We start from the raw sequence: 22,807 nt of genomic DNA, 5'->3' as shown, positions 1-22,807 counted from the left end.
GGGAGGACCAGCATGAGCAGTAGCAGTACGGCGGCGAAGCGGGAGCGCTTCGAGATGCTGATGGATCGGGCCGGGGTGCCGGCGGACGTCGTTCGCTCCTTTTTCTCGGACGGATATATTGATAAGGTGGAGACGAGCCGCAAGAACCGGGAGTGGACGTTTTACATCGTCAAAAACACGGTCGTGCCCCACCATATTTACCGTTCGTTCTGTAAAATGATTCGGGATAAGTTCGCGCATATTGCCGCGATTCGTTTCATGCTGCAGTATACCGATGAGGTGTCGCCGGAGGCGGTGGCTCACGAGTACTGGGGCATGTTCATCGAATGGGTTCAGCGTGAAGCCGCATCGATCAACGGCTGGATGACCAAAGCCAAGATCGATGTCGCGGGGAAGGTACTGACCTTGCATTTGCTGGACTCGATCGGGCTGGAGCTGGCGAAGAAGAAGAACATTGCGGAATGGATCCGCAATTATTTCTCCACGTTCTTCGGCGTGGAATACCTGGTTAAGCTGACGGTGGATGCCGCTCGCGAGGATGTCCTCGAACAGTTCCAGAAGCAAATCCAGCAGGAAGAAAAAGAAGTCACCAGCGTGATCATGACTGCCGTTGAGGCGGAGAATCAAGCGGCTTCAGCCGAATCGGACGCCGAGGTGAAGCTCATGGTCGGCTACGATATCCGGGATCAGGCCGTTCCGCTGCAGGATATCAAGGACGAGGAAAAGAAAATTACCGTACAGGGGACGGTATTCGGGCTTGAAGTGAAGGAGCTTCGAAACGGCAGCACCCTGTACACGTTCAATATATCGGATTTCACCGATTCCCTTATGATTAAGGCGTTCGCCAAAACGAAAGAGGATGTGAAAATCTACAATCTGATCTCGAACGGAACATGGCTCAAGCTGCGGGGGCGCGTCGAATACGACCGCTTCATGCAAATTCCGGAGCTCGTCATGATCCCGTCCGACGTCAATGAAATTATGGCGCCGCCCGAACGCAAAGACAATGCGGAAGAAAAGCGCGTTGAATTCCATCTTCACACAACGATGAGCACGATGGACGGCATAACGTCCGTAGACCAATACATCAAGACCGCGGCCAAATGGGGCCATAAGGCGATCGCGATTACGGATCACGGCGGCGTGCAGAGCTTCCCGGAAGCGAACCATGCGGCGCATAAGCATCATATCAAAATATTGTACGGCGTCGAGGCCAACGTCGTCGACGATTCCGTGCTGGTCGTGATGAACCCGACGGGGGTGGCGCTAAGCGACGCCGAGTATGTAGTCTTCGATATCGAGACGACGGGCCTGTCCGTCACGAGCAACAAAATCATCGAGTTGGCCGGAGTCAAGATGAAGGAAGGTAAGGAAATCGGCCGCTTCTCCACCTTCATCGATCCGCATGAGCGCATCCCTTACAATATACAGCAGCTGACGAACATTACCGACGAAATGGTCAAAGGGGCACCGGAGCTGGAAGAGATGCTGCCGAAGTTTCTTGATTTTGTCGGTGACGCCGTCTTGGTTGCGCACAATGCGAGATTCGATATCGGGTTTATTCAGGCGAATTGCAAGCGGATGGGGCATCCCGAGGTGACGAATCCCGTACTCGATACGCTGGAGCTGGCAAGGCTGCTGTTCCCGTCGCTCAAAAATCACCGGCTCAACACGCTGACCGAGAAATTCAAGGTCAGTCTGGAGAATCATCACCGGGCCATCGACGACTCCATCGCACTCGGACATGTCTTGTTCCATCTGCTCAAGGAAGCGGGGGAACGCGGATTTGGAGAGCTGGACCGACTGAACGACGAGGTCGGCAAAAACCTAAAAACGCAGCGGCCGTTCCACTGCTGCATCTATGCTCTCAACATGACGGGCAAAAAAAACCTGTATACGCTCGTCTCCCTTTCGCACACGGAATATTTTCATCGGGTTCCCTGCATTCCGAAAAGCCTGCTGCAAAAAATGCGCGACGGCCTGCTCATCGCATCCGGCTGCGAAAAGGGAGAGCTGTTCGAAACGGTACTGAACAAATCGGTAGAAGAAGCCGAGATGGTTGCCGAGTTCTATGATGTGCTTGAAATTCAGCCGACCTGCGTGAACATGCATCTGGTGGACAAAGGCCTGGTCGGAAGCCCGGCTCAGCTCGAGGATGCAAGCCGCAAGATCGTAGAGCTAGGGCGCAAGCTGGGCAAGCCGGTCATCGCCACAGGCAACGTGCACTACCTGCATCCGCGCGAGAAGATTTTTCGGGACATTACGATTCACGGCATTACCGGCTTTAGTCCGTTGAAGGATATCCGCAAGCCCGACGTGCATCTGCGGACGACGAAGGAGATGCTGGGGGAGTTTAAGTTTCTCGGCGAGCAGACGGCCTATGAGGTCGTTGTCAAGAACACGAGCGAGCTGGCGGACCGGTTCGAGGAGCTGGAGTTGTTCCCGACCAAAGGCGGCCCGACGGATAACGGCCTATTCACGCCGATTATCGAAGGCGCCGATGAGGAAATCCGGACCAAATGCTATGAAACGGCAAAGAAAATTTATGGAGACGACCTGCTGGAGGTCATTACCGCCCGGCTGGAGAAGGAGCTCGTGCCGATCATCAAATACGGCTTCTCGGCGAACTATCTCATTTCCGAGCGCTTGGTGAAAAAATCGAACGAGGACGGCTACCTGGTAGGCTCGCGGGGCTCGGTCGGCTCTTCCGTCGTCGCTACGTTCCTCGGCATCTCCGAGGTCAACCCGCTTCCACCTCATTATATTTGCACCTGCCAATATAGCGAGTGGTTTCTGGACGGGTCCATCCCTTCCGGATTCGACCTTCCGGATAAGAAATGTCCGAAATGCGGCAGCAAGCTGAAAGGCGAAGGCCAGGATATTCCGTTCGAAACGTTCCTTGGCTTTAAAGGGGACAAGGTTCCCGATATCGACTTAAACTTCTCGGGCGAATACCAGCCGCACGCGCATAACTACACGAAGGTGCTGTTCGGGGAGAAGAACGTGTTCCGCGCGGGAACGATCGGCACGGTGGCGGAGAAGACCGGCTTCGGCTTCGCCAAGAAGTACGAGGAAGCGCAGGGGAAAAGCTGGCGCGGCGCCGAGCTGAACCGGCTGGCCTCCGGCTGTACGGGCGTCAAGCGCAGCACCGGCCAGCATCCGGGCGGGATCGTGGTCGTGCCGGATTACATCGACGTGAACGAAATCACACCGGTGCAATACCCGGCAGACGATACGAGCGCCGACTGGAAGACGACGCACTTCGATTACCACGCCTTCGATGCGAACCTGCTGAAGCTGGATATTCTCGGGCACGATGACCCGACGATGATGCGGATGCTGCAGGATTTGACGGGCGTGGACCCGACGACCATCCCGATGAACGATCCGAAGGTCATGAGTATGTTCAACTCGGTGGATTCGCTCGGCGTGACGCCGGAGAAGATCCGTACTTCGGTCGCAACCTACGGCGTTCCCGAAATGGGGACGAAGTTCGTGCGCCAGATGCTGGAGGAAGCGAAGCCGTCGAGCTTTGCCGACCTGCTGCAGATTTCGGGACTGTCGCACGGTACGGGCGTCTGGCTCGACAACGCGCAGGAGCTGATCAAGAAAGGTATCTGTACGATCAAGACCGTGATCGGCTGCCGCGACGATATCATGCTGTTCCTGATCTACAAAGCGGGAATGGATGCGGCGCTGGCTTTTAAAATTACGGAAAGCGTGCGGAAGGGCAAAGGCCTGACGGAAGAATGGAAGGAAGAGATGAAAAAGTGCAATGTGCCCAAATGGTACATTGATTCCTGCGAGAAGATCCAGTACATGTTCCCGAAGGCGCATGCTTCGGCTTACGTTATATCCGCCGTGCGTACTGCCTACTTCAAGCTCTATTATCCGATCGAATATTACGCGACGTATTTTACGGTGCGGGCGGACGACTTCGAGCTGGAGCTGCTCTGCCAAGGCTATGACGCGATTTTACGCCGCTTGATCGAGATCGAGGAGAAGGGCTTCCAGGCGACGCCGAAGGAGAAAAACTCCGTATCGCTGCTGGAGATGGCGCTGGAGATGACGGCCCGCGGCTTCTCCTTCAAGAGCATCGACCTCTACAAGTCGGATGCGACGAAGTTTCTCGTCGAAGAAGATTCGCTCATTCCGCCGTTCTCGGCGATCGGGGGCATTGGAGACAATGCCGCGAAGAATATCGCCGCCGCCAAGAATGAAGGGCCGTTCCTGTCGATCGAGGATTTCCAGAACCGGAGTAAAGCCTCCAAAACGATCGTCGAGCTGCTCGCCGGCATGGGCTGCTTCCGCGGCTTGCCGGAAACGAACCAGCTGTCTTTATTCTAGCAAGCGGCCGGCGGAGACCCCGGCTCGTTATATTGCATGAAACGAACTCTTATGGTATAATCTTCTTTGGTAACAATGTAATATCTCGCGTTCAGAGAGTGGGGAAACCCACTCTTTACATTTTGTATAAGCTTTATTTGCGCTCTGGCGAGTGGCGAACGAAGCGTTTTACACATCCTAATCGCAGCCTTGACAGGAGGGAATCGATTGAGCAGTGCACAGCAAATCAAATCCATCGTGGAAGAGCTGGTTCAATCTTTTTTGAATGAAAACGGATTTGAGCTTGTCGATGTGGAATATGTCAAAGAGGGCGGGAACTGGTTCCTGCGGGTCTACGTCGATAAGGAAAGTGGCATCGATATCGATGATTGCGGCCGGATCAGCGAGTACCTGAGCGCGAAGCTCGATGAGAAGGACCCGATCGAAGGAGCTTATTTCCTCGAGGTGTCTTCACCCGGCGCGGAGCGTCCGCTGAAGAAAACGCAGGACTACCATAAAGCGGTTGGCGAGCATGTATTCGTTACGACCTACGAGCCGATTGACGGTCTGAAGGAATTCGAAGGCACGCTGCATTCCTTTGACGAAGAGACCGTCGTCATCGAAATGGGCAAGAAGAAGATCAGCATTCCTTTCGGTAAAGTCGCCAGCGCACGGTTGGCCATTTTATTCTAGAGGATTCGTTTTTACGCTTGCATTTTATGAGAGGGGGAGCTCCATTCAAATGAACATGGATTTTATTGAAGCGCTGAATGAGATCGAAAGGGAAAAAGGCATCGCCAAAGAAGTGCTGATCGATGCGATCGAAGCGGCGCTGATTTCAAGCTACAAACGCAATTTCAACACAGCCCAGAACGTGCGCGTCGATATCAACCGCCATACCGGACTGATCAAAGTGTATGCGCGCAAGACCGTCGTCGACGAAGTGCTGGATCCGCGTCTCGAAATTTCGCTGTACGCGGCTCGGGAAATGAATCAAAACTATCAATTGAACGATATCGTCGAAATCGAAGTAACGCCGCGGGACTTCGGCCGGATCGCCGCTCAGACGGCGAAGCAGGTCGTCACCCAGCGCATTCGCGAAGCGGAACGCGGCCTGATCTATAACGCCTATGTCGATAAAGAAGAAGATATCGTCAACGGCATTGTGCAGCGTCAGGATCAGCGGAATTTGTACATCGACCTTGGCAAGATCGAAGCGGCCATGCCGCTTGGCGAGCTGATGCCGACCGACAAGTTTAAGCACGGAGACCGCGTGAAGGCTTATATCACGAAGGTCGAGAATACGACGAAAGGGCCGCAAATCATGCTGTCCCGAACGCATCCGGGTCTGCTGAAGCGTCTGTTCGAACTGGAAGTTCCCGAGATTTTTCAAGGGGTGGTCGAGATTCGTTCCGTGGCGCGCGAAGCCGGATTCCGTTCCAAAATCGCCGTGTACTCGCGCAATCCGGAGGTTGATCCCGTCGGCTCCTGCGTAGGACCCAGAGGCATGCGGGTGCAAACGATCGTAGGCGAGCTGAAGGGCGAGAAAATCGACATCGTGCGCTGGGTGGACAGCGTGGAAGAGTATGTAGCCAATGCGCTCAGCCCGTCCAAAGTAATCGAGGTGCAGGTATATGAGGCCGAGAAAATGGCGCGCGTCATCGTACCGGATTATCAGCTGTCCCTCGCGATCGGGATCAAGGGCCAGAACGCCCGTCTTGCGGCGAAGCTGACCGGCTGGAAGATCGATATCAAGAGCGAAACCCAGGCGGAGCAGGAATTCGGCCGTCCGAAGACGCATGCCGAAGAAATGCACCAGGATTCGGTGAGCATCGACTAGCGTTTCAATAAATTTAGCAAGGGGCGGATCTGGTAATGAAGCAAAGAAAAATTCCTCTCCGGAAGTGCGTCGCCTGCCAGCAGATGATGCCCAAGAAAGAGCTGATCCGCGTAGTGAAGACGCCAAGCGATGAACTGCTCATCGACATTACGGGGAAGAAGGCCGGCCGTGGCGCCTATCTGTGCGGGAAATCCTCCTGCTTCAAGCTGGCGAAGAAGTCGAGGGCGTTCGACCGGGCGCTCAAAATAACCGTCAGTCCGGAAATCTACGATGCTTTGGAAAGGGACTTCATCAAGGTGGAGGACGATTTTTTGGCGGCTAAAGATACGGTGGATGACGATGAAGACGAATAAATTTTTTAACAATTTAGGGTTGGCCATGCGGGCGGGGAAGGTCGTCACCGGTGAAGAGTTCGTGATCGATTCGGTTCGCGGCGGCAGCGCCAAGCTGGTTATCGTTGCGGAGGACGCGTCGCAAGGCACCCTCAAAAAAGTCAGCGATAAGTGCAATACTTACCAAGTTCCTTTACTACAGTTCGGTGATCGTACACAATTGGGGGCCAGCATCGGTAAGGAAGCGCGCGTAGTGATTGCCGTGACCGATGCGGGATTTGCGCGTATGTTGATGGATCAGCCATAGAATACGTACGGAGGTGGACAGTATTGACTAAACCGGACAACAATAAAGATAAACTCAGAGTTTACGAATATGCAAAGTCACTGAATATGAGCAGCAAAGAGATTATCACGATATTAAAACGACTGGATATTCCGGTTAACAACCATATGAGCGTAATGGAGAATGGTGCGGTGGAGAGCGTAGAGAAATTTTTTAAAGACGTAAAAGCGAATGCAGCAGCAAAACGGGACGGAGCGGGCGGAGGCTCGAAGCCGGCGGACAGACCGGCGCATACCTCGGCTCGTCCTGAACCGAAGGAACAAACGGTTGCCGTCCAGCCGAAGCCGGAGACGAAGCAGCCGGGCTCGCAAGTACAATCGGTATCCACGCGTCAAGGCGGCCAGGGTGAAGGCGGCCAGGGCCAAGGCAGTGATAACCGCCAAGGCGGACGTCAGCAAGGCCAAGGCGGTTCTAACCGCGGCGGCCAAGGCGGCGGTCAGGGCGGATACAATCGCGGCGGTGGCCAAGGTGGCGGCCAGGGCGGATACAATCGCGGAGGCGGCCAAGGTGGCGGTCAGGGCGGATACAACCGCGGAGGCGGCCAAGGTGGCCAAGGCGGCGGTCAGGGAGGATATAACCGCGGAGGCGGCCAAGGCGGCCAAGGCGGCCAAGGTCAGGGCGGTCAGGGCGGATACAACCGCGGAGGCGGCCAAGGTCAGGGCGGTCAGGGCGGATACAACCGCGGAGGCGGCCAAGGCCAGGGCGGTCAAGGCGGTCAGGGCGGATACAACCGCGGAGGCGGCCAAGGCCAAGGCGGTCAAGGCGGCGGCCAAGGCGGATACCGCGGAGGCGGTCAAGGTCAAGGCGGTCAAGGCGGATATCGCGGGGGCGGCCAGGGCGGCAGCGGCACTGCCGCGTCTCAAGGCAGCCGGCCGGCTGCTCGTCCGCAAGGTCAAGGCGGCGGCGGTCAAGGCCAGCGTCCGGATCAAAGGCGTGGCTTCGACTCCCGGAGCGACCGGGAGCGGAATGCGGGCGCACGTGCCGCATTTAACGCAGCGCCTCCGAAGGTGCCGTCCCTCAACGACGTCGATGGCGACGATACGAAGAGTGTAGGACCGAAGAAGCCCAAGCCGGGCGCCAGACGTTTTGACGATAACAGAAGCTCGAACCAACGCGGCGGCGGCCGCAATCAACGCGGCGGACGCGGCCAACAAGAGCCTCCGAAGCCGAAGATCGACAATACACCGAAGAAAGTGATCGTACGCGGCACGATGACGGTCGGCGAAATGGCCAAATTGCTGCACAAGGACGCCTCCGAAGTCATTAAGAAGCTGTTGTTCCTGGGCGTAATGGCGACGATCAACCAAGAGATGGACCTGGATGCCATTCAGCTGCTTGCGTCCGACTACGGCGTTGAAGTCGAGCTGAAGATTCCGGTAGAGGAAGACAACTTTGAGCTGGTTGAAGAGAAAGACGACGAAGCGGACTTAATGGAACGTCCTCCGGTCGTTACGATTATGGGTCACGTTGACCATGGTAAGACGACGCTGCTAGATGCGATCCGCAAAACCAACGTAACCGAAGGTGAAGCGGGCGGGATTACGCAGCACATCGGTGCTTATCAGATCGAGACGCACAATAAGAAAATTACATTCCTGGATACGCCAGGTCACGAAGCGTTTACTTCCATGCGTGCCCGTGGAGCACAGGTAACGGATATTACGATTATTGTGGTTGCTGCGGATGACGGAGTTATGCCACAGACGGTTGAGGCCATTGCCCATGCTAAAGCGGCGAAGGTGCCGATCATCGTAGCGGTGAACAAGATCGATAAGCCGGGTGCCGATCCGGACCGCGTCAAGCAGGAGCTGACGAATTATGAGCTCGTTCCGGAAGAATGGGGCGGCGACACGATTTTCTGCAACGTTTCTGCGAAGCAGGGCATCGGACTTGAAAATCTGCTCGATATGATTCTGCTCGTTGCGGAAGTTCAGGAGCTCAAAGCGAATCCGAACAAACGCGCCCGCGGCACCGTCATCGAAGCTGAGCTGGATAAAGGTAAAGGACCGGTTGCCCGCATTATGATTCAGCACGGTACGCTGAAGGTCGGCGACAGCTTTGTAGCCGGCGTATGCTTCGGCCGCGTGCGTGCCATGGTCAACGATAAAGGCAAGAAGCTCAAGGAAGCGGGACCTTCTACGCCGGTTGAAATTACCGGTTTGACGGAAGTGCCTCAAGCGGGCGATCCGTTCCTCGCTTTCGAGGACGAGCGTAAGGCAAGAGCCATTGCAGAGCGCCGCGCTACAACGCTGCGTCAATCCGAGATGGGCGCGAACAGCCGCGTAACGCTGGACGATTTGTATAAGCAAATCAAAGAAGGCGACATCAAGGATCTGAACGTGATCATCAAATCCGACGTTCAAGGATCGGCGGAAGCACTGAAGGGCTCCCTGGAGAAAATCGACATCGAAGGCGCCCGCGTGAAGATTCTTCATAACGGGGTAGGCGCGATTACGGAATCCGACGTTATTCTCGCATCCGCATCGAATGCGATTATTATCGGCTTTAACGTTCGCCCGGAACCGCAAGCGAAGAATACGGCCGATCAGGAAAAGGTCGACATTCGTCTCCATAGCATTATCTACAAAATCATTGAAGAAATCGAGCAAGCCATGAAAGGTCTCCTCGATCCGATGTACAAAGAAGTCGTCATCGGCCAAGCGGAAGTCCGCAACGTGTTCAAGGTGACCAAGGTCGGAACGATCGCCGGCTGCATGGTAACTTCCGGCAAGATCGCACGCAATGCGGAGCTTCGTCTGATCCGCGACGGCATCGTGGTGCACACCGGCAAGATCGACTCGCTCAAGCGTTTCAAGGACGACGCCAAAGAAGTGGCGCAAGGCTACGAGTGTGGTATATCTCTTGAGAAATTTAATGATATTAAAGAAGGAGATACGATTGAAGCCTTCGTCATGGAAACTGTAGAGAGGTGATCCGCTATGGCAAAAATTCGTGTAGGCCGAGTAGGCGAACAGATTAAGAAGGAATTGAGCCAAATCATTCAATCCGAGCTGAAGGATCCGCGAATTGGGTTCATTACGGTGACCGGCGTTGAGGTGACGAACGATTTTTCCCAGGCGAAGGTGTATCTAAGCGTACTGGGTACGGATGAGCAGAAGGCGGAGACGCTTCGGGCCCTGGGCCGCGGCAGCGGATTTATCCGCTCCGAGCTCGGCAAACGGATCCGGATGCGCAAGATTCCCGAGCTGATCTTCAAGTTCGATGCATCGATCGATTACGGCAGCAAGATTGAATCGCTCCTGCAGCAAATTAACGAGGGGAATGCCAGTCTATGACAACGGGCTATAACGTTCAGTTGGAGCAGGCGGCGGAATTTCTCCGCAGCAACGACGATTTCCTGGTGGTATCCCACATCCAGCCGGATGGGGATGCTGCCGGATCAACCTTTGCTGTCGCATGGATGCTGCACTCGATGGGCAAACGGTTTACCCTGATTAACGAAGGACGGATGCCGGACAAGTTCATGTATATGGCCGGCCCGTTTTCCATCACGAACTACGAGACGAATCCGCTCGAACGTGCGTTCGAGCGGATCGTTTCTGTAGACTGCGCCGATTTTGAACGGATCGGGAAAGTGCATGGAGTTTTCGCTGAGGGCTACCAGCTGCTCAACATCGATCATCATGCGACCAATGACGGCTTCGGTCATGTGAATCTTGTGCGTGAAGATGCCGCCGCTACGGTGGAAGTGTTGTATGATTTGACGAGGACGCTCGGTCTTCCGTTCTCCTCCGAGCTCAGCAGCTGCATTTATTCGGGACTGCTCACGGATACCGGCGGGTTCCGTTATTCCAATACGTCGCCTAAGGTGCTTACCATCGCCGCGGAGCTTCTGGGTTATGGGGTGCCCGGCTACGAGCTTGCCGAACGTCTGCTCGAGACGATGACCTATGCTCAGGTTTCCCTGCTGAAGGAAAGCCTTAAGACCCTCTCGTTTGCCCATGACAAGAAGCTCGCGTGGCTATCGGTCACGTTGGACGACTTGAGAACTACCGAAGCATCCTCCGAGGATATGGCCGGTCTGGTCAACTACGCCAGAAACGTGGAGGGTGTAGAGGTCGGCGTGCTGTTCAAGGAAAAGCAGCCCGGCGTCATTAAAGTCAGCATGCGTTCGGCGGGAGCCGTCGATGTGGCCCGACTGGCTCAATCCTTCGGCGGCGGCGGACATATCCGGGCCGCAGGCTGTACGCTGACAGGATCGATGGAAGAAGCGGTCGAACGGATCGTGAAGGAAGTAGGGTTGGCGCTCGCATGACGCTGGAAGGTATTTTACCCGTATGGAAGCCGAAGGGCTTTACATCCCATGACGTAGTGGCGAAAGTCCGTGGGATTGTCAAGATTAAACGAATCGGTCATACCGGGACGCTTGATCCCGACGTTACCGGTGTGCTCCCGCTTTGTATCGGACGGGCCACCCGTCTTGTCGAATATATTCAAGATTTGCCGAAGGCGTATGAAGCGAATCTTCTGCTCGGCTTTTCAACGGATACCGAAGATTTAAGCGGCGCCGTCATGGAGAAGCAGGAGGATGTGAAGTCGCGGCTGAGCGAAGAGCTGGTACGGCGGGTCATCTCCCGCTTCGTGGGAGAGATCGAGCAGGTGCCTCCTATGTATTCCGCCGTTAAGGTAGACGGCAAGCGGTTGTACGAGCTTGCCCGGCAAGGCGTCCAGGTGGAGCGCAAGTCCAGGAAGGTTACGATATACGGCATCGAGATTCTCGAGATGAATTGGTCCGGGGAATTTCCGGCCGTCCGCTTCCGTGTGGAATGCTCCAAGGGCACCTACATTCGTACGCTCTGCGTCGATATCGGACGTGCGCTGGGGGTCCCTGCGGTCATGGGGGAGCTGGTGCGCGTATCGACCGGCCGCATCGGACCGGAGAGCTGCCTGACGCTGGAGCAGATTGCCGAACTCCACCGATCCGGCGAACTGGAATCCCGTCTGCTTCCGTCGGAACAAGCGATGTCCCATCTGCCGTCGGTCCGTCTGAATGCGGAGCAAGCCCGGCGAGCCCTGCTTGGGCAGAAGATCCCGTGGACTTCCGGCGCTGAGCCGGAAGGCGTCGTCGCAGCGTTCGCCGAGGACGGACGATTGCTCGGAATCTTCGAGACGGATGCCGAGCGCAAGCTGCTTGTACCAATGAAAGTCTTTTCATAAATTCGGTTCGAGAGAATAGTAGGTGAAGACTCATCCATGCAAACGTTCCATTTAACGTTTCCGCTGGGGGACAAGGAGCCGGCCTCCCGGCCGCAGGTTCTTGCCATCGGGGATTTCGACGGCGTTCATCGGGGGCATCAGGAAGTGATCACCCGGGCGGTCCAATCGGGACATGAGCTCGGCCTTCCCGCGGCGATCATGACGTTTCATCCGCATCCCCGCCAAGTCATGGGCATTGACAAATACGCCAGGCTGCTGACGCCGCATACCCGGAAGCTGGAGCTGATGCGGCAGCAGGGTGTGGACGCGGCTTATTTGGTCGATTTTAACGAGAAATTCATGCGGGTGTCCCCCGAAGATTTCGTGGAGCGGATGCTTGTCCCTCTTCAGGTAAATACGGTGAATGTCGGTTTTGATTTCACCTTCGGTTACAAAGGAGCCGGAACGCCGGACCGGCTCTGCGAGCTGGCCAAGGGACGGTTCGCCGTCGAGGTCGTGCGTCCGTTTCATCTGGACGGCGAGAAGGTCAGCAGCTCCCGTATTCGGGACGATCTGCAGCATGGACGGGTACAGGACGCAACCGTGCTGCTGGGCCGCCCGTACCGCCTGCAAGGAACGGTCGTTCACGGCGAGGCCCGGGGACGCACGATCGGTTTCCCGACGGCTAATATCCGATTGGAAGAGCCCTATTTGGTCCCCGCGAACGGCGTATATGCGATCCGCGCTTACGTAGGCGGACGCAGCTATGCCGGCGTCATGAATATCGGCGTCAAACCGACGTTTCACGAGAGCTTGCCCGCTGCGTCGCTGGAGGCTCATTTGTTCGAGTTTAACGCCTCGATTTACGGCGAGCTGATCGCCGTGGAGCTGCTTGCTTTTATTCGCCCGGAGCGCAAGTTCGCTTCCGTGCAGGAGCTTATCGCCCAGATCGCGGCGGATGCGGAACAGGCGAAGAGGATTGCCGCCGGAAATTCTTCTCAAGATATGGCATGAATTCATTTTACTTTTATCTGCTGGTTGTGATATACTGTTAAACGTTGTCGATACACAGGTGCCGGCATAAAATATGAACCTTGGCATGGAGAATCGACTCTCCAGACGGTCTCTGGGCCACAGGGGATATACATTCATGGAGGTGAAATAACATGGCATTGACTCAAGAACGCAAACAGGAACTTATCCAAACTCACAAAACGCATGAGAACGATACGGGATCTCCTGAAGTGCAAATCGCAATTTTGACGGAAAACATCGTCAATCTGACCGGCCACTTGAAGACTCACAAGAAGGATCATCATTCCCGTCGTGGTCTGCTCAAGATGGTAGGTCAACGCCGTAAGCTGCTGACGTACTTGAAGAACAAAGACGTTCAGCGCTACAGCGCACTGATCGAGAAGCTCGGTCTGCGTCGTTAATTTTTTTTAACGGCCACTTAAAGAAGCAACCCCGTTTGACCTTGTGCTTGCGGTCCGTTCGGACGAGGCATGGAGGCGGCGCGGTTGCTTTTTTTCGGCTAATGTTTTCGCGAAAAGAAGGAAATACTAGCCATTATGCAGAATGGTTATAAATGATAGAGAATACATAATGAGGATCGTGCATGAGAACGATGCGCGAAATATGAGGAGGGTACCCATGGAAAAGAAGGTGCAGATGGATTTGGGCGGCAGAACGCTCATCCTCGAAACCGGACGCTTGGCCAAGCAAGCCAATGCCGCTGTCATGGCGCGCTACGGCGAAACCGTCGTGCTGTGTACGGTAACCGCGTCGGCCGAACCGAAAGATTTGGACTTTTTCCCGCTGACCGTGAACTATGAGGAACGGTTGTATGCGGTTGGTAAAATACCGGGAGGCTTCATCAAACGCGAAGGCCGCCCGAGCGAGAAGGCGATTCTGGCCGGACGTCTGACGGATCGTCCGATCCGCCCCCTGTTCCCGGAAGGTTTCCGGAACGACGTTCAGGTCGTGGCCATGGTCATGAGCGTGGACCAGGACTGCGCTCCCGAGATTGCAGCCATGATTGGCGTATCCGCTGCGCTCAGCATCTCCGATGTGCCGTTCAGCGGTCCGATCGGCGGCGTCATTGTCGGCCGCGTGGACGGACAATTCGTCATCAATCCGACGCTGGAACAAGCGGATAAGAGCGATATTCATCTCGTCGTAGCCGGCACCAAGGACGCCATCATGATGGTTGAAGCGGGCGCGGAGGAAGTGCCGGAAGAAGTCATGCTGGAAGCGATCATGTTCGGTCATGACGAGATCCGCAAGATCGTGGCGATTCAGGAGCAGTTCGTACTGGATGCCGGCAAGCCGAAGATGGAAGTGAAGCTGCACAGTGTAGACAGCGAAGTGAATCAAGCGGTTCGCGATTTTGCGGCTGGTCGCCTCGTTGAAGCGGTTAAGATTCCGGAGAAGCATGCGCGTCAGGACGCGATCGATGCGATCAACGCGGAAGCGGTCGAGCATTTTGCGGAAGTATACGCGGAGACGCCGGACAAGCTGGGTGACGTGAAGGAAACGCTCTACGACATCGTCAAAGAGGAAGTCCGCCGTCTGATCACCCATGACAAGGTGCGTCCGGACGGACGCGGGCTGGACGAAATTCGTCCGATCGAATGCGATATCAACCTGCTGCCCCGCACGCACGGCTCCGGCTTGTTTACCCGCGGCCAAACGCAGGCGCTCAGCGTCTGTACGCTCGGTGCGCTGGGCGATGTGCAAATTCTGGACGGCTTGGATTTGGAAGAAACGAAGCGGTTTATGCATCACTACAATTTCCCGCCGTTCAGCGTAGGCGAAGCGAGACCGCTCCGCGCGCCGGGACGCCGCGAAATCGGCCACGGCGCACTCGGCGAGCGCGCGCTGGAGCCGGTCATTCCTTCGGAAACGGATTTCCCGTACACGATTCGTCTCGTCTCCGAGGTGCTGGAGTCGAACGGCTCGACGTCGCAAGCAAGCATTTGCGCAAGCACGCTGGCCATGATGGATGCAGGGGTACCGATCAAGGCACCGGTGGCCGGTGTAGCGATGGGCTTGATCAAGGACGGCGAGCATTTCTCCATCCTGACGGACATTCAGGGCATGGAAGATCATCTTGGCGATATGGACTTCAAGGTAGCGGGCACCGACAAAGGGGTAACCGCACTACAAATGGATATCAAGATCGACGGCATCGACCGCGCGATCCTGACCCAGGCGCTGGAGCAAGCGAAGACCGGCCGGATGCATATTCTGGGCAAAATGCTGGAGCGCATCACCGAGCCGAAGAAGGAGCTTTCCCCTTATGCGCCTAAGATCGTTACGATGCAGATCAACCCGGACAAAATCCGTGACGTCATCGGCGCAGGCGGGAAGATCATCAACAAAATCATTGAAGAAACCGGCGTGAAAATCGATATCGAGCAGGACGGCCGCGTGTTCATCGCTTCCTCCAACTCGGAGATGAACGAGAAGGCGCGCCAAATTATCGAGGGGATCGTCCGTGAAGTGGTCGTCGGCGAAATTTATCTCGGCACGGTGAAACGGATCGAGAAATTCGGCGCATTCGTCGAAATTTTGCCGGGCAAAGAAGGTCTGGTGCATATCTCGCAAATTTCTACCGAGCGCATTGCCAAGGTGGAGGATGTGCTGAAGATCGGGGACTCGATTACGGTGAAGGTTACCGAAATCGACAACCAAGGACGCGTCAACCTGTCTCGCAAGGCCGTGCTGACGGCGGAAGTACCGGCACAAGCATAAGAAAATATCGGCTTGCTCGAAGCAAGCCGTCATGATCCGAAAGAAGAGCCAGAGCCGTCTGTCTCTTTTTTTTACGCAAGTATGACTGAAAGACTCCGATAAAGGAGTTTTTCCTTTTTTTGCCCAATATCCGCTTTGTCCGGCTCCCAAACGGTCTAATCTTGTCCTTCCCGGCATATGTATGGGACAAACAAGAATCGGTGGGGAGTAGAGCCATGAAGCGTTATCAATGGGTGTTTGCTTCACTTTGCTTCGGTACGGTGCTGCTCGGCTTGCAGTTATCCAGCGGAGTAGGGCGCTTTATTCAGTATGCGAAGCAGCATGCCGAAGGAACGGCGGCGGTAACGTCGCTTAGGACGAACCTTGCTTTGTCGGCCTCTGTCAAAGACGGCTGGTCCCGGCAGCAGCTGCAGGACAATCGGGCCAAGTTGCGGGAGCAAATTCAAGCGGAGGCGGTGAAGCGCCGGATCGCACCGGTGGATGCGAAGCTTGACCGCATCTGGAAAGCGATACCCGGCTATAACGGCCTGGAAGTCGATGTCGAGCAATCCCTGCTGCAGAACGAACAGCAGATGTTCCCGAATCCGCCGAAGCTGGTCTTCCGCGAAATACCGCCTAAGGTGACGCTCGATCAGCTCGGCTCGCAGCCGGTATATAAGGGCAATCCGAACAAGCCGATGGCGGCGCTGATGATCAACGTAGCCTGGGGGGATGAATATATCCCCGGCATGCTGGAGGTGCTTCGGAAGCATGGCGTGCATGCTACGTTCTTCTTCGACGGCTCATGGCTCAAGAAAAATATCGAAACCGCGCGCATCATCCAGAAGGAAGGCCATGAGCTGTCCAACCACGCCTATTCCCACAAAAATATGAGCCAGCTTTCCCGAAGCCAAGCGACGGAGGAGATCGCGAAGACGGAAGCTCTGCTGCAGAATGAGCTCGGCGTCCGGAACACGCTGTTCGCTCCGCCCTCGGGCGATTTTAACCAAGCGACGGTCGACATTGCCTATGGGATGAAGCTGAGGACCGTACTCTGGACGCTGGACACGGTCGACTGGATGAAGCCCGAGCCCTCGTCCGTCGTGCGCAAGATCGCTTCCCGCGTAGAGCCGGGAACGCTCGTTCTAATGCACCCCACGTCCTCAAGCAGCCAGGCGCTCGACGGCATGATCCGCGCGATTAAGAACAAGAAGCTGCAGCTGGGAACGGTCAGCGAGGTGCTCTCGGAGAAGCGGGTCCCCCAGGTTGAGTCGGCTGGGCAATAATGTTAAACTCTATTTATGTTACGACCGAGGAGGACTAAGGCTTGGATAAACACACGCTGAACAACGGGCTTAGGGTTGTCGTCGAGAAAATCCCGACGTGCCGATCCGTAGCTTTCGGGATCTGGGTAAAGACCGGCTCCCGCAATGAGAATCAACATAATAACGGAATTTCCCACTTTATCGAACACATGCTGTTCAAAGGTACGGAGAAATATTCCGCTAAGGATATTGCTGAAATATTCGACGGCATTGGCGGCAACGTGAACGCCTTTACGTCGAAAGAATATACTTGCTATTACTGCAAAGTGCTGGATGAACATTTGCCTCTTGCCGTGGAGGTTTTATCGGATATGTTCTTCCGCTCCGTCTTCGATCCCGTGGAGCTGGACAAAGAGAAGAATGTGATTTATGAAGAAATCTCCATGTACGAGGACACGCCGGATGACATGGTGCACGACCTAATCGCCAAAGCGGCGTTCAGGGATCATGCGCTGGGGCAAACGATTATCGGGACGCAGAGCAACCTGGCCGCCATGAGATCCAATACGCTGAAGGATTATATGCGCGCCCACTATACGATCGCTAATACGGTAGTCAGCATCGCTGGCAATATTAATGACGGGGTTGTCGAGCTGATCGAGAAGCATTTCGGAGCCTTCGCCGTAACCGGTAAAGCCGAAACGCTGAATCCGCTAGGCTTTCAGAGCGGCCACGAGTACTTTCAGAAGAAGACCGAGCAGAACCACATTTGCCTTTCGCTGCCCGGTTTGTCGGCCAAGGACGACCGATTGTACGCCATGGTTCTCTTGAACAACGCCGTCGGCGGGGGAATGAGCTCGCGCCTCTTCCAGGAAATTCGCGAGAAACGCGGACTGGCCTATTCCGTTTATTCCTATCATACCTCGTATCAGGATGGCGGGATGTTCACCGTGTATACGGGAACCGCGCCGAAGCAGACCGATGAAGTGCTGAAGGTGACGATGGAGATTCTGCACGACATCAAGCATAAAGGGCTGACCGATTCCGAGCTGCGCAAGGGCAAGGAGCAGATGAAGGGAAGCCTGATTCTGAGTCTGGAGAGCACTAGCAGCCGGATGAACCGTCTCGGGAAGAACGAGCTCATGCTGGGCCGGCATTACAGCCTGGACGAGATGATCGACCAGATCGAAAGCGTCGAGATGGAGCATATTCAAGCGCTGACGGCCGAGATGCTGTCATCGCCGTTCGCGCTGGCCATGGTAGGAAACAGCGATGAACCGATCCGGGGCTTCAGGAGGGATTCGCTTGTCTAATCATTTCGATGTCCAGATCAAACGTCTTCCCGGCAACGAGGACATTCCGCTGCCGCAGAAGATGTCGGAGCTTGCGAGCGGCTTCGACCTTTACGCAGCGGTGGAGGAGCTTCTCGTGCTGGCTCCCGGCGACCGGGCGCTCGTGCCTACAGGCTTCGCCATCGCGATGCCGGGCGAGCTTGAAGCGCAAATCCGGCCGCGCAGCGGTCTTGCCTTCAAGCACGGCATCACCTCCCTGAATTCGCCGGGTACGATCGATGCGGATTACCGCGGCGAGGTGAAGGTGCTGCTGATCAATCATGGCAAGGAGCCTTTTACCGTCAACCGGAAAGAACGGATCGCTCAAATGGTGTTCCAGTTGGTGCCGGACATCCGGCTGACCGAAGTGAAGGAGCTGGACGCTACGGTGCGCGGTGCGGGCGGCTTCGGCCATACGGGTACCCGATAATAACGCAGAAATCACACCTCTCGTTTCGCCTACGGGCTGAAGCGGGAGGTGTTTTTGCGTTCCGGCCTGCGGCCCGCGCAAGGAGCTGGACGTTTATCCCGGATGGGCCGCGGGGTGGAACCGTTTTTTGGGCTGACGCATAAGATGGTCTATCGAAAGTGACAGGAGAAAGAGGTGAGAATGAATGCTGACCGGAATTCAAGTAGCGCTGATCGGCGGTGATGCCCGCCAGTTGGAAGTCATTCACAAATGCTCCGAGCTGGATGCTTCCGTTTACTTGATCGGTTTCGATAATTTGCAGAACCAGTTCGGCGGAATTACGAAGGCGGAGCTGACCCCTGAAGCCCTTGAGGCGATGGACGCAATCATTTTACCTGCCGTGGGCACGGATGATACCGGGCTTGTCGACAGTATCTTTTCCTCGCAGAACATGCGTTTGGCTGACGAACATATAGCTGCCCTGCCGAAGCATGCCTTAGTGTTTACCGGCATGGCGAAACCTTACTTACGCAACCTCTGCACGAAGCATGGCATCAAGCTGATCGAACTGTTCGACAGGGACGACGTGGCGATTTACAATTCGGTGCCTACCGCCGAAGGGGCCCTTATGCTCGCCATCCAGAATACGGACATTACGATTCACGGCTCGGAAAGCATGGTGCTCGGCTTCGGCCGGACCGGGATGACGCTGGCGCGGATGCTTCAGGGCATGGGCTCCCATGTCAGGGTAGGGGTGAATAAACCGGACCATCATGCAAGAGCGTGGGAGATGGGCCTCAATCCCTTCCATACGAAGGACCTGTATTCGAAGGTGGCGAGCGTGGATTATATATTCAACACGATCCCGGCTTTGATCATCACCGCTCAGATCATTGCCAATATCCCGCATCGCTCGCTGATTGTCGATATTGCTTCCAAGCCCGGAGGAACGGATTTCCGTTTCGCGGAGAAAAGAGGAGTCAAGGCGATGCTCGCTCCCAGTCTCCCGGGCATTGTCGCGCCCAAAACCGCCGGCCGCATCATTGCGGACTCATTGATTCGCATTATTATGGAAAATGTAAGCTCGAGGAGGAACGAGGAATGAATTGGAATGACATGACGGTGGGTTTTGCGCTAACCGGCTCGCATTGTACGTTTGCCGAGACTATGCCGCAAATTCAACGTTTCGTAGACGCCGGGGCGAAGGTGATTCCGATCGCGTCCCATACCCTGATGACGACCGATACCCGTTTCGGAACCTCGGAAAATTGGCAAAAACAGTTGAAAGAGATCACAGGAAATGATATTATTTCTTCAATTGTAGATGCGGAGCCGCTTGGACCCTCGAAGCTTCTCGATGTCATGGTCATTGCGCCCTGCACGGGAAATACGACAAGCAAGCTGGCCAATGCGATGACGGAGAGCCCCGTACTGATGGCCGCCAAAGCGCAGATGCGCAATCAGCGACCGCTCGTACTGGCCATATCCACCAATGACGGCCTTGGCTTGAATGCCATGAACGTCGGCAAGCTGCTCATCACGAAAAATATATACTTCGTGCCGTTCGGACAGGATGCGCCTTATGCGAAACCGAACTCTCTTGTCGCCCGTATGGATCTTGTCATGGAGACGTGCGAGGCGGCGCTGCAGGGCAAGCAGCTGCAGCCGATGATCATCGAGCGCTTTAATTATTGATTTTTCACCTATTATATACATCGCAGGGGAGAGACGAACAAATGTCGAATCAAAAACTTTTTAACATCGCAGTAGTGGGCGCAACAGGTGCCGTCGGCGAACAAATCATCCGTTTGCTTCAGGAACGGAATTTCCCCATCCAAGAACTGAAGCTTCTGTCTTCAGCACGGTCCGCAGGATCGAAGCTTTCTTTTAAAGGCAAAGACGTTGTCGTACAGGAAGCGACGCCGGACAGCTTCGAAGGTGTCGATATCGCGCTGTTCAGCGCAGGCGGCGATGTCAGTAAGGCGCTCGTTCCGGAAGCGATCAAGCGGGGAACGGTATGTATCGATAATACGAGCGCGTTCCGCATGGATCCGGAGACGCCTCTTGTCGTACCGGAAGTGAACATCGACAAAATCAATGAGAACAAGGGCGTCATCGCCAATCCGAACTGCTCGACCATCCAGATGGTTCAAACACTGAAGCCGCTTTACGACCGGTACGGCATTTCCCGTATCATCGTATCGACCTACCAGGCGGTTTCCGGCGCAGGGGCGAAGGCGATCGACGAGATGCTGCGCCAGTCCAAGGAAATTTTGGCGGGCAACGAAGTCGAGCCGCAAATTTTGCCGGTCGGATCCCTGCCTGTGAAGCACCAGATTGCATTCAATGCCATTCCGCAAATCGACAAGTTTGTCGATAACGGCTTTACCTATGAAGAGATGAAAATGATCAATGAAACAAAAAAAATCATGGGCGACGAAACGCTTGAAGTTACGGCTACCTGCGTTCGCATTCCCGTCGTTTACGGCCATTCCGAGTCCGTCTACGTGGAGCTGAAGGAAGACTTCGATATCGAAGAAGTGAAGCAGCTGCTCGCCGGCTCTCCGGGCATCGTTCTCGTTGATAATCCGGCGGAACAGCAGTACCCGCTCGCTTCCGATGCGGCAGGCAAGCTGGAAACGTTCGTCGGCCGCGTACGCCGCGACCTCAGCAATCCGCGGGCGCTCAACCTGTGGATCGTTTCCGACAACCTGCTGAAGGGTGCTGCATGGAATGCCGTGCAAATCGCCGAATATATTGCTATTGAGCAGCATTAAGACCGCTGGCTTCCCGTATGATGCGGGAAGCCAAGCTTGCTTATCAGAGGGGAGATCTTATGAAGATCTTGGTGCAGAAATTCGGAGGCACATCCCTTTCTACAGCCGAAGCCAGAGCACACGTCATCGAACACATTCAAGATGCATTGGAGCAAAACTACAGCTTAGTCGTCGTTGTATCGGCCATGGGACGCAGGGGTGAGCCCTATGCTACGGACACGCTGCTGGATTGGATTGAACGGAACGGTAACCGTTTGCCTGAACGGGAGAGAGATCTCCTGCTCTGCTGCGGAGAGCTAATCTCCGCTGCGACGCTGTGCAGCCTGCTGAACGCCACCGGCATTCCTGCAACGGCGCTGACAGGCGCCGGCGCGGGGATCCAGACGAACAACGAACATGGCAACGCCCAGATTGTCTCGATTCATCCTGACCGCGTGCTGGAGCAGCTGGAACAAGGAAATGTCGTCATCGTCGCCGGCTTCCAGGGGCAAACTCCGGAAGGGGATTTCACGACGCTCGGACGCGGCGGAAGCGATACGTCGGCGACCGCGCTCGGAGCGGCGCTCAACGCGGAAATCGTCGATATTTTTACGGACGTAAACGGGATATTGACAGCCGACCCGCGAATCGTTGAAGACGCAAAGCCGCTTTCCGTCGTTTCGTATTCCGAGATTTGCAATATGGCGCATCATGGCGCGAAGGTCATCCATCCGCGAGCCGTCGAAGTCGCTATGCATGCCGGCATTCCGGTACGGGTGCGTTCCACGTTCACCAAGGACCCGGGTACGCTGGTTACCCGCCAGGAAGCGATTCGGGGCGAAGCCGGTTCGGTACAGGACCGCTTCGTTACGGGCATCGCCAACTTTGCGAATTTGACGCAAATTCAGGTGTTTTCCAAGGACGGTTATTACGATCTTCAGCTCAATGTCTTTAAGGCGATGGCGCAGCAGCGGATCAGCGTCGACTTCATCAACGTAAACCCGTCGGGCGTCGTGTACACCGTATTCGATCATGAGTCGGAGCGTGCCGAGCGCACCCTGCACGAGCTCGGCTACGAGCCGCAAATTATGACGGGCTGCGCTAAAGTGTCGATTATCGGCGGCGGCATGAACGGCGTTCCCGGCATTATGGCGCTTATTGTCGAGGCGCTGACGAACGAGGATATACAGATTTTGCAGTCGGCCGATTCCAATGCCACCATCTGGGTGCTGGTGCAGGGCAAAGACATGGCCAGGGCCGTCAGAGCGCTCCATAAGCAATTTGGTCTTCATCGATAGTGATAAGACGGG

The 22,807-nt window shown here is 55.5% G+C and carries 19 protein-coding genes; all 19 read left to right on the top strand.

Annotated elements, in window-relative coordinates:
- Positions 1-12 precede the first annotated feature (12 nt).
- The 19 genes from O9H85_RS07780 (at position 13) to dapG (ending at position 22,795) form a co-directional block, all read left to right on the top strand.
- Positions 13-4,347, top strand: coding sequence for a PolC-type DNA polymerase III (locus O9H85_RS07780; RefSeq protein ID WP_269880748.1), 4,335 nt, complete (start codon positions 13-15; stop codon positions 4,345-4,347).
- Between the two features lie 207 nt (positions 4,348-4,554).
- Positions 4,555-5,019 (top strand): ribosome maturation factor RimP, encoded by a 465-nt coding sequence (gene rimP, locus O9H85_RS07775; protein ID WP_269880747.1) that lies wholly within the window; start codon positions 4,555-4,557, stop codon positions 5,017-5,019.
- Positions 5,020-5,068: 49 nt separating this feature from the next.
- A complete protein-coding gene (gene nusA / locus O9H85_RS07770) occupies positions 5,069-6,166 on the top strand; it encodes a transcription termination factor NusA (protein ID WP_269880746.1) in 1,098 nt (365 codons plus the stop codon).
- 35 nt (positions 6,167-6,201) lie between these two features.
- On the top strand, positions 6,202-6,519 hold the full coding sequence (gene rnpM / locus O9H85_RS07765; protein ID WP_269880745.1) for an RNase P modulator RnpM: 318 nt from the start codon (positions 6,202-6,204) through the stop codon (positions 6,517-6,519).
- Complete coding sequence (locus O9H85_RS07760) at positions 6,506-6,805, top strand: YlxQ family RNA-binding protein (protein WP_269880744.1); 300 nt, start codon at positions 6,506-6,508, stop codon at positions 6,803-6,805. Before rnpM ends, O9H85_RS07760 begins: the two co-directional genes overlap by 14 nt.
- 23 nt (positions 6,806-6,828) lie before the next feature.
- Complete coding sequence (infB, locus tag O9H85_RS07755) at positions 6,829-9,777, top strand: translation initiation factor IF-2 (RefSeq protein ID WP_269880743.1); 2,949 nt, start codon at positions 6,829-6,831, stop codon at positions 9,775-9,777.
- 6 nt (positions 9,778-9,783) lie between these two features.
- Positions 9,784-10,140: a 30S ribosome-binding factor RbfA gene (gene rbfA / locus O9H85_RS07750; protein ID WP_269880741.1), complete on the top strand. Its 357-nt coding sequence runs from the start codon at positions 9,784-9,786 to the stop codon at positions 10,138-10,140.
- Complete coding sequence (locus O9H85_RS07745; protein WP_269880740.1) at positions 10,137-11,120, top strand: DHH family phosphoesterase; 984 nt, start codon at positions 10,137-10,139, stop codon at positions 11,118-11,120. The genes rbfA and O9H85_RS07745 overlap by 4 nt, the downstream gene beginning before the upstream one ends.
- Positions 11,117-12,022 (top strand): tRNA pseudouridine(55) synthase TruB, encoded by a 906-nt coding sequence (truB, locus tag O9H85_RS07740; protein ID WP_269880738.1) that lies wholly within the window; start codon positions 11,117-11,119, stop codon positions 12,020-12,022. The genes O9H85_RS07745 and truB overlap by 4 nt, the downstream gene beginning before the upstream one ends.
- Positions 12,023-12,058: 36 nt before the next feature.
- Entirely contained in the window at positions 12,059-13,015 is a 957-nt protein-coding gene (locus O9H85_RS07735) for a bifunctional riboflavin kinase/FAD synthetase (RefSeq protein ID WP_269880737.1), read from the top strand.
- Between the two features lie 152 nt (positions 13,016-13,167).
- Entirely contained in the window at positions 13,168-13,437 is a 270-nt protein-coding gene (gene rpsO / locus O9H85_RS07730; RefSeq protein ID WP_269880736.1) for a 30S ribosomal protein S15, read from the top strand.
- A 217-nt stretch (positions 13,438-13,654) separates the two neighbouring features.
- On the top strand, positions 13,655-15,757 hold the full coding sequence (gene pnp / locus O9H85_RS07725; protein ID WP_269880735.1) for a polyribonucleotide nucleotidyltransferase: 2,103 nt from the start codon (positions 13,655-13,657) through the stop codon (positions 15,755-15,757).
- A 215-nt stretch (positions 15,758-15,972) separates the two neighbouring features.
- Positions 15,973-17,022, top strand: a complete 1,050-nt coding sequence (locus O9H85_RS07720; protein WP_269880734.1) for a polysaccharide deacetylase family protein — start codon at positions 15,973-15,975, stop codon at positions 17,020-17,022.
- Positions 17,023-17,063: 41 nt separating this feature from the next.
- Entirely contained in the window at positions 17,064-18,314 is a 1,251-nt protein-coding gene (locus O9H85_RS07715; protein ID WP_269880733.1) for a M16 family metallopeptidase, read from the top strand.
- Entirely contained in the window at positions 18,307-18,762 is a 456-nt protein-coding gene (dut, locus tag O9H85_RS07710; RefSeq protein ID WP_269880732.1) for a dUTP diphosphatase, read from the top strand. Before O9H85_RS07715 ends, dut begins: the two co-directional genes overlap by 8 nt.
- 184 nt (positions 18,763-18,946) lie before the next feature.
- Positions 18,947-19,846, top strand: a complete 900-nt coding sequence (gene dpsA / locus O9H85_RS07705; RefSeq protein WP_269880730.1) for a dipicolinate synthase subunit DpsA — start codon at positions 18,947-18,949, stop codon at positions 19,844-19,846.
- A complete protein-coding gene (locus tag O9H85_RS07700) occupies positions 19,843-20,436 on the top strand; it encodes a dipicolinate synthase subunit B (RefSeq protein WP_269880729.1) in 594 nt (197 codons plus the stop codon). The genes dpsA and O9H85_RS07700 overlap by 4 nt, the downstream gene beginning before the upstream one ends.
- A 41-nt stretch (positions 20,437-20,477) precedes the next feature.
- The gene (locus tag O9H85_RS07695) at positions 20,478-21,518 is read left to right on the top strand and encodes an aspartate-semialdehyde dehydrogenase (protein WP_269880728.1); all 1,041 of its coding nucleotides are present in this window, start codon (positions 20,478-20,480) and stop codon (positions 21,516-21,518) included.
- A 59-nt stretch (positions 21,519-21,577) separates the two neighbouring features.
- The gene (dapG, locus tag O9H85_RS07690; protein WP_269880727.1) at positions 21,578-22,795 is read left to right on the top strand and encodes an aspartate kinase; all 1,218 of its coding nucleotides are present in this window, start codon (positions 21,578-21,580) and stop codon (positions 22,793-22,795) included.
- The last annotated feature ends 12 nt before the right edge of the window (positions 22,796-22,807 follow it).

The organism is Paenibacillus gyeongsangnamensis (assembly GCF_027533625.1).
GTDB lineage: Bacteria > Bacillota > Bacilli > Paenibacillales > NBRC-103111 > Paenibacillus_G > Paenibacillus_G gyeongsangnamensis.
Note: the sequence above shows the minus strand (reverse complement) of the source record. Positions and strands in the feature narration are given on the sequence as shown.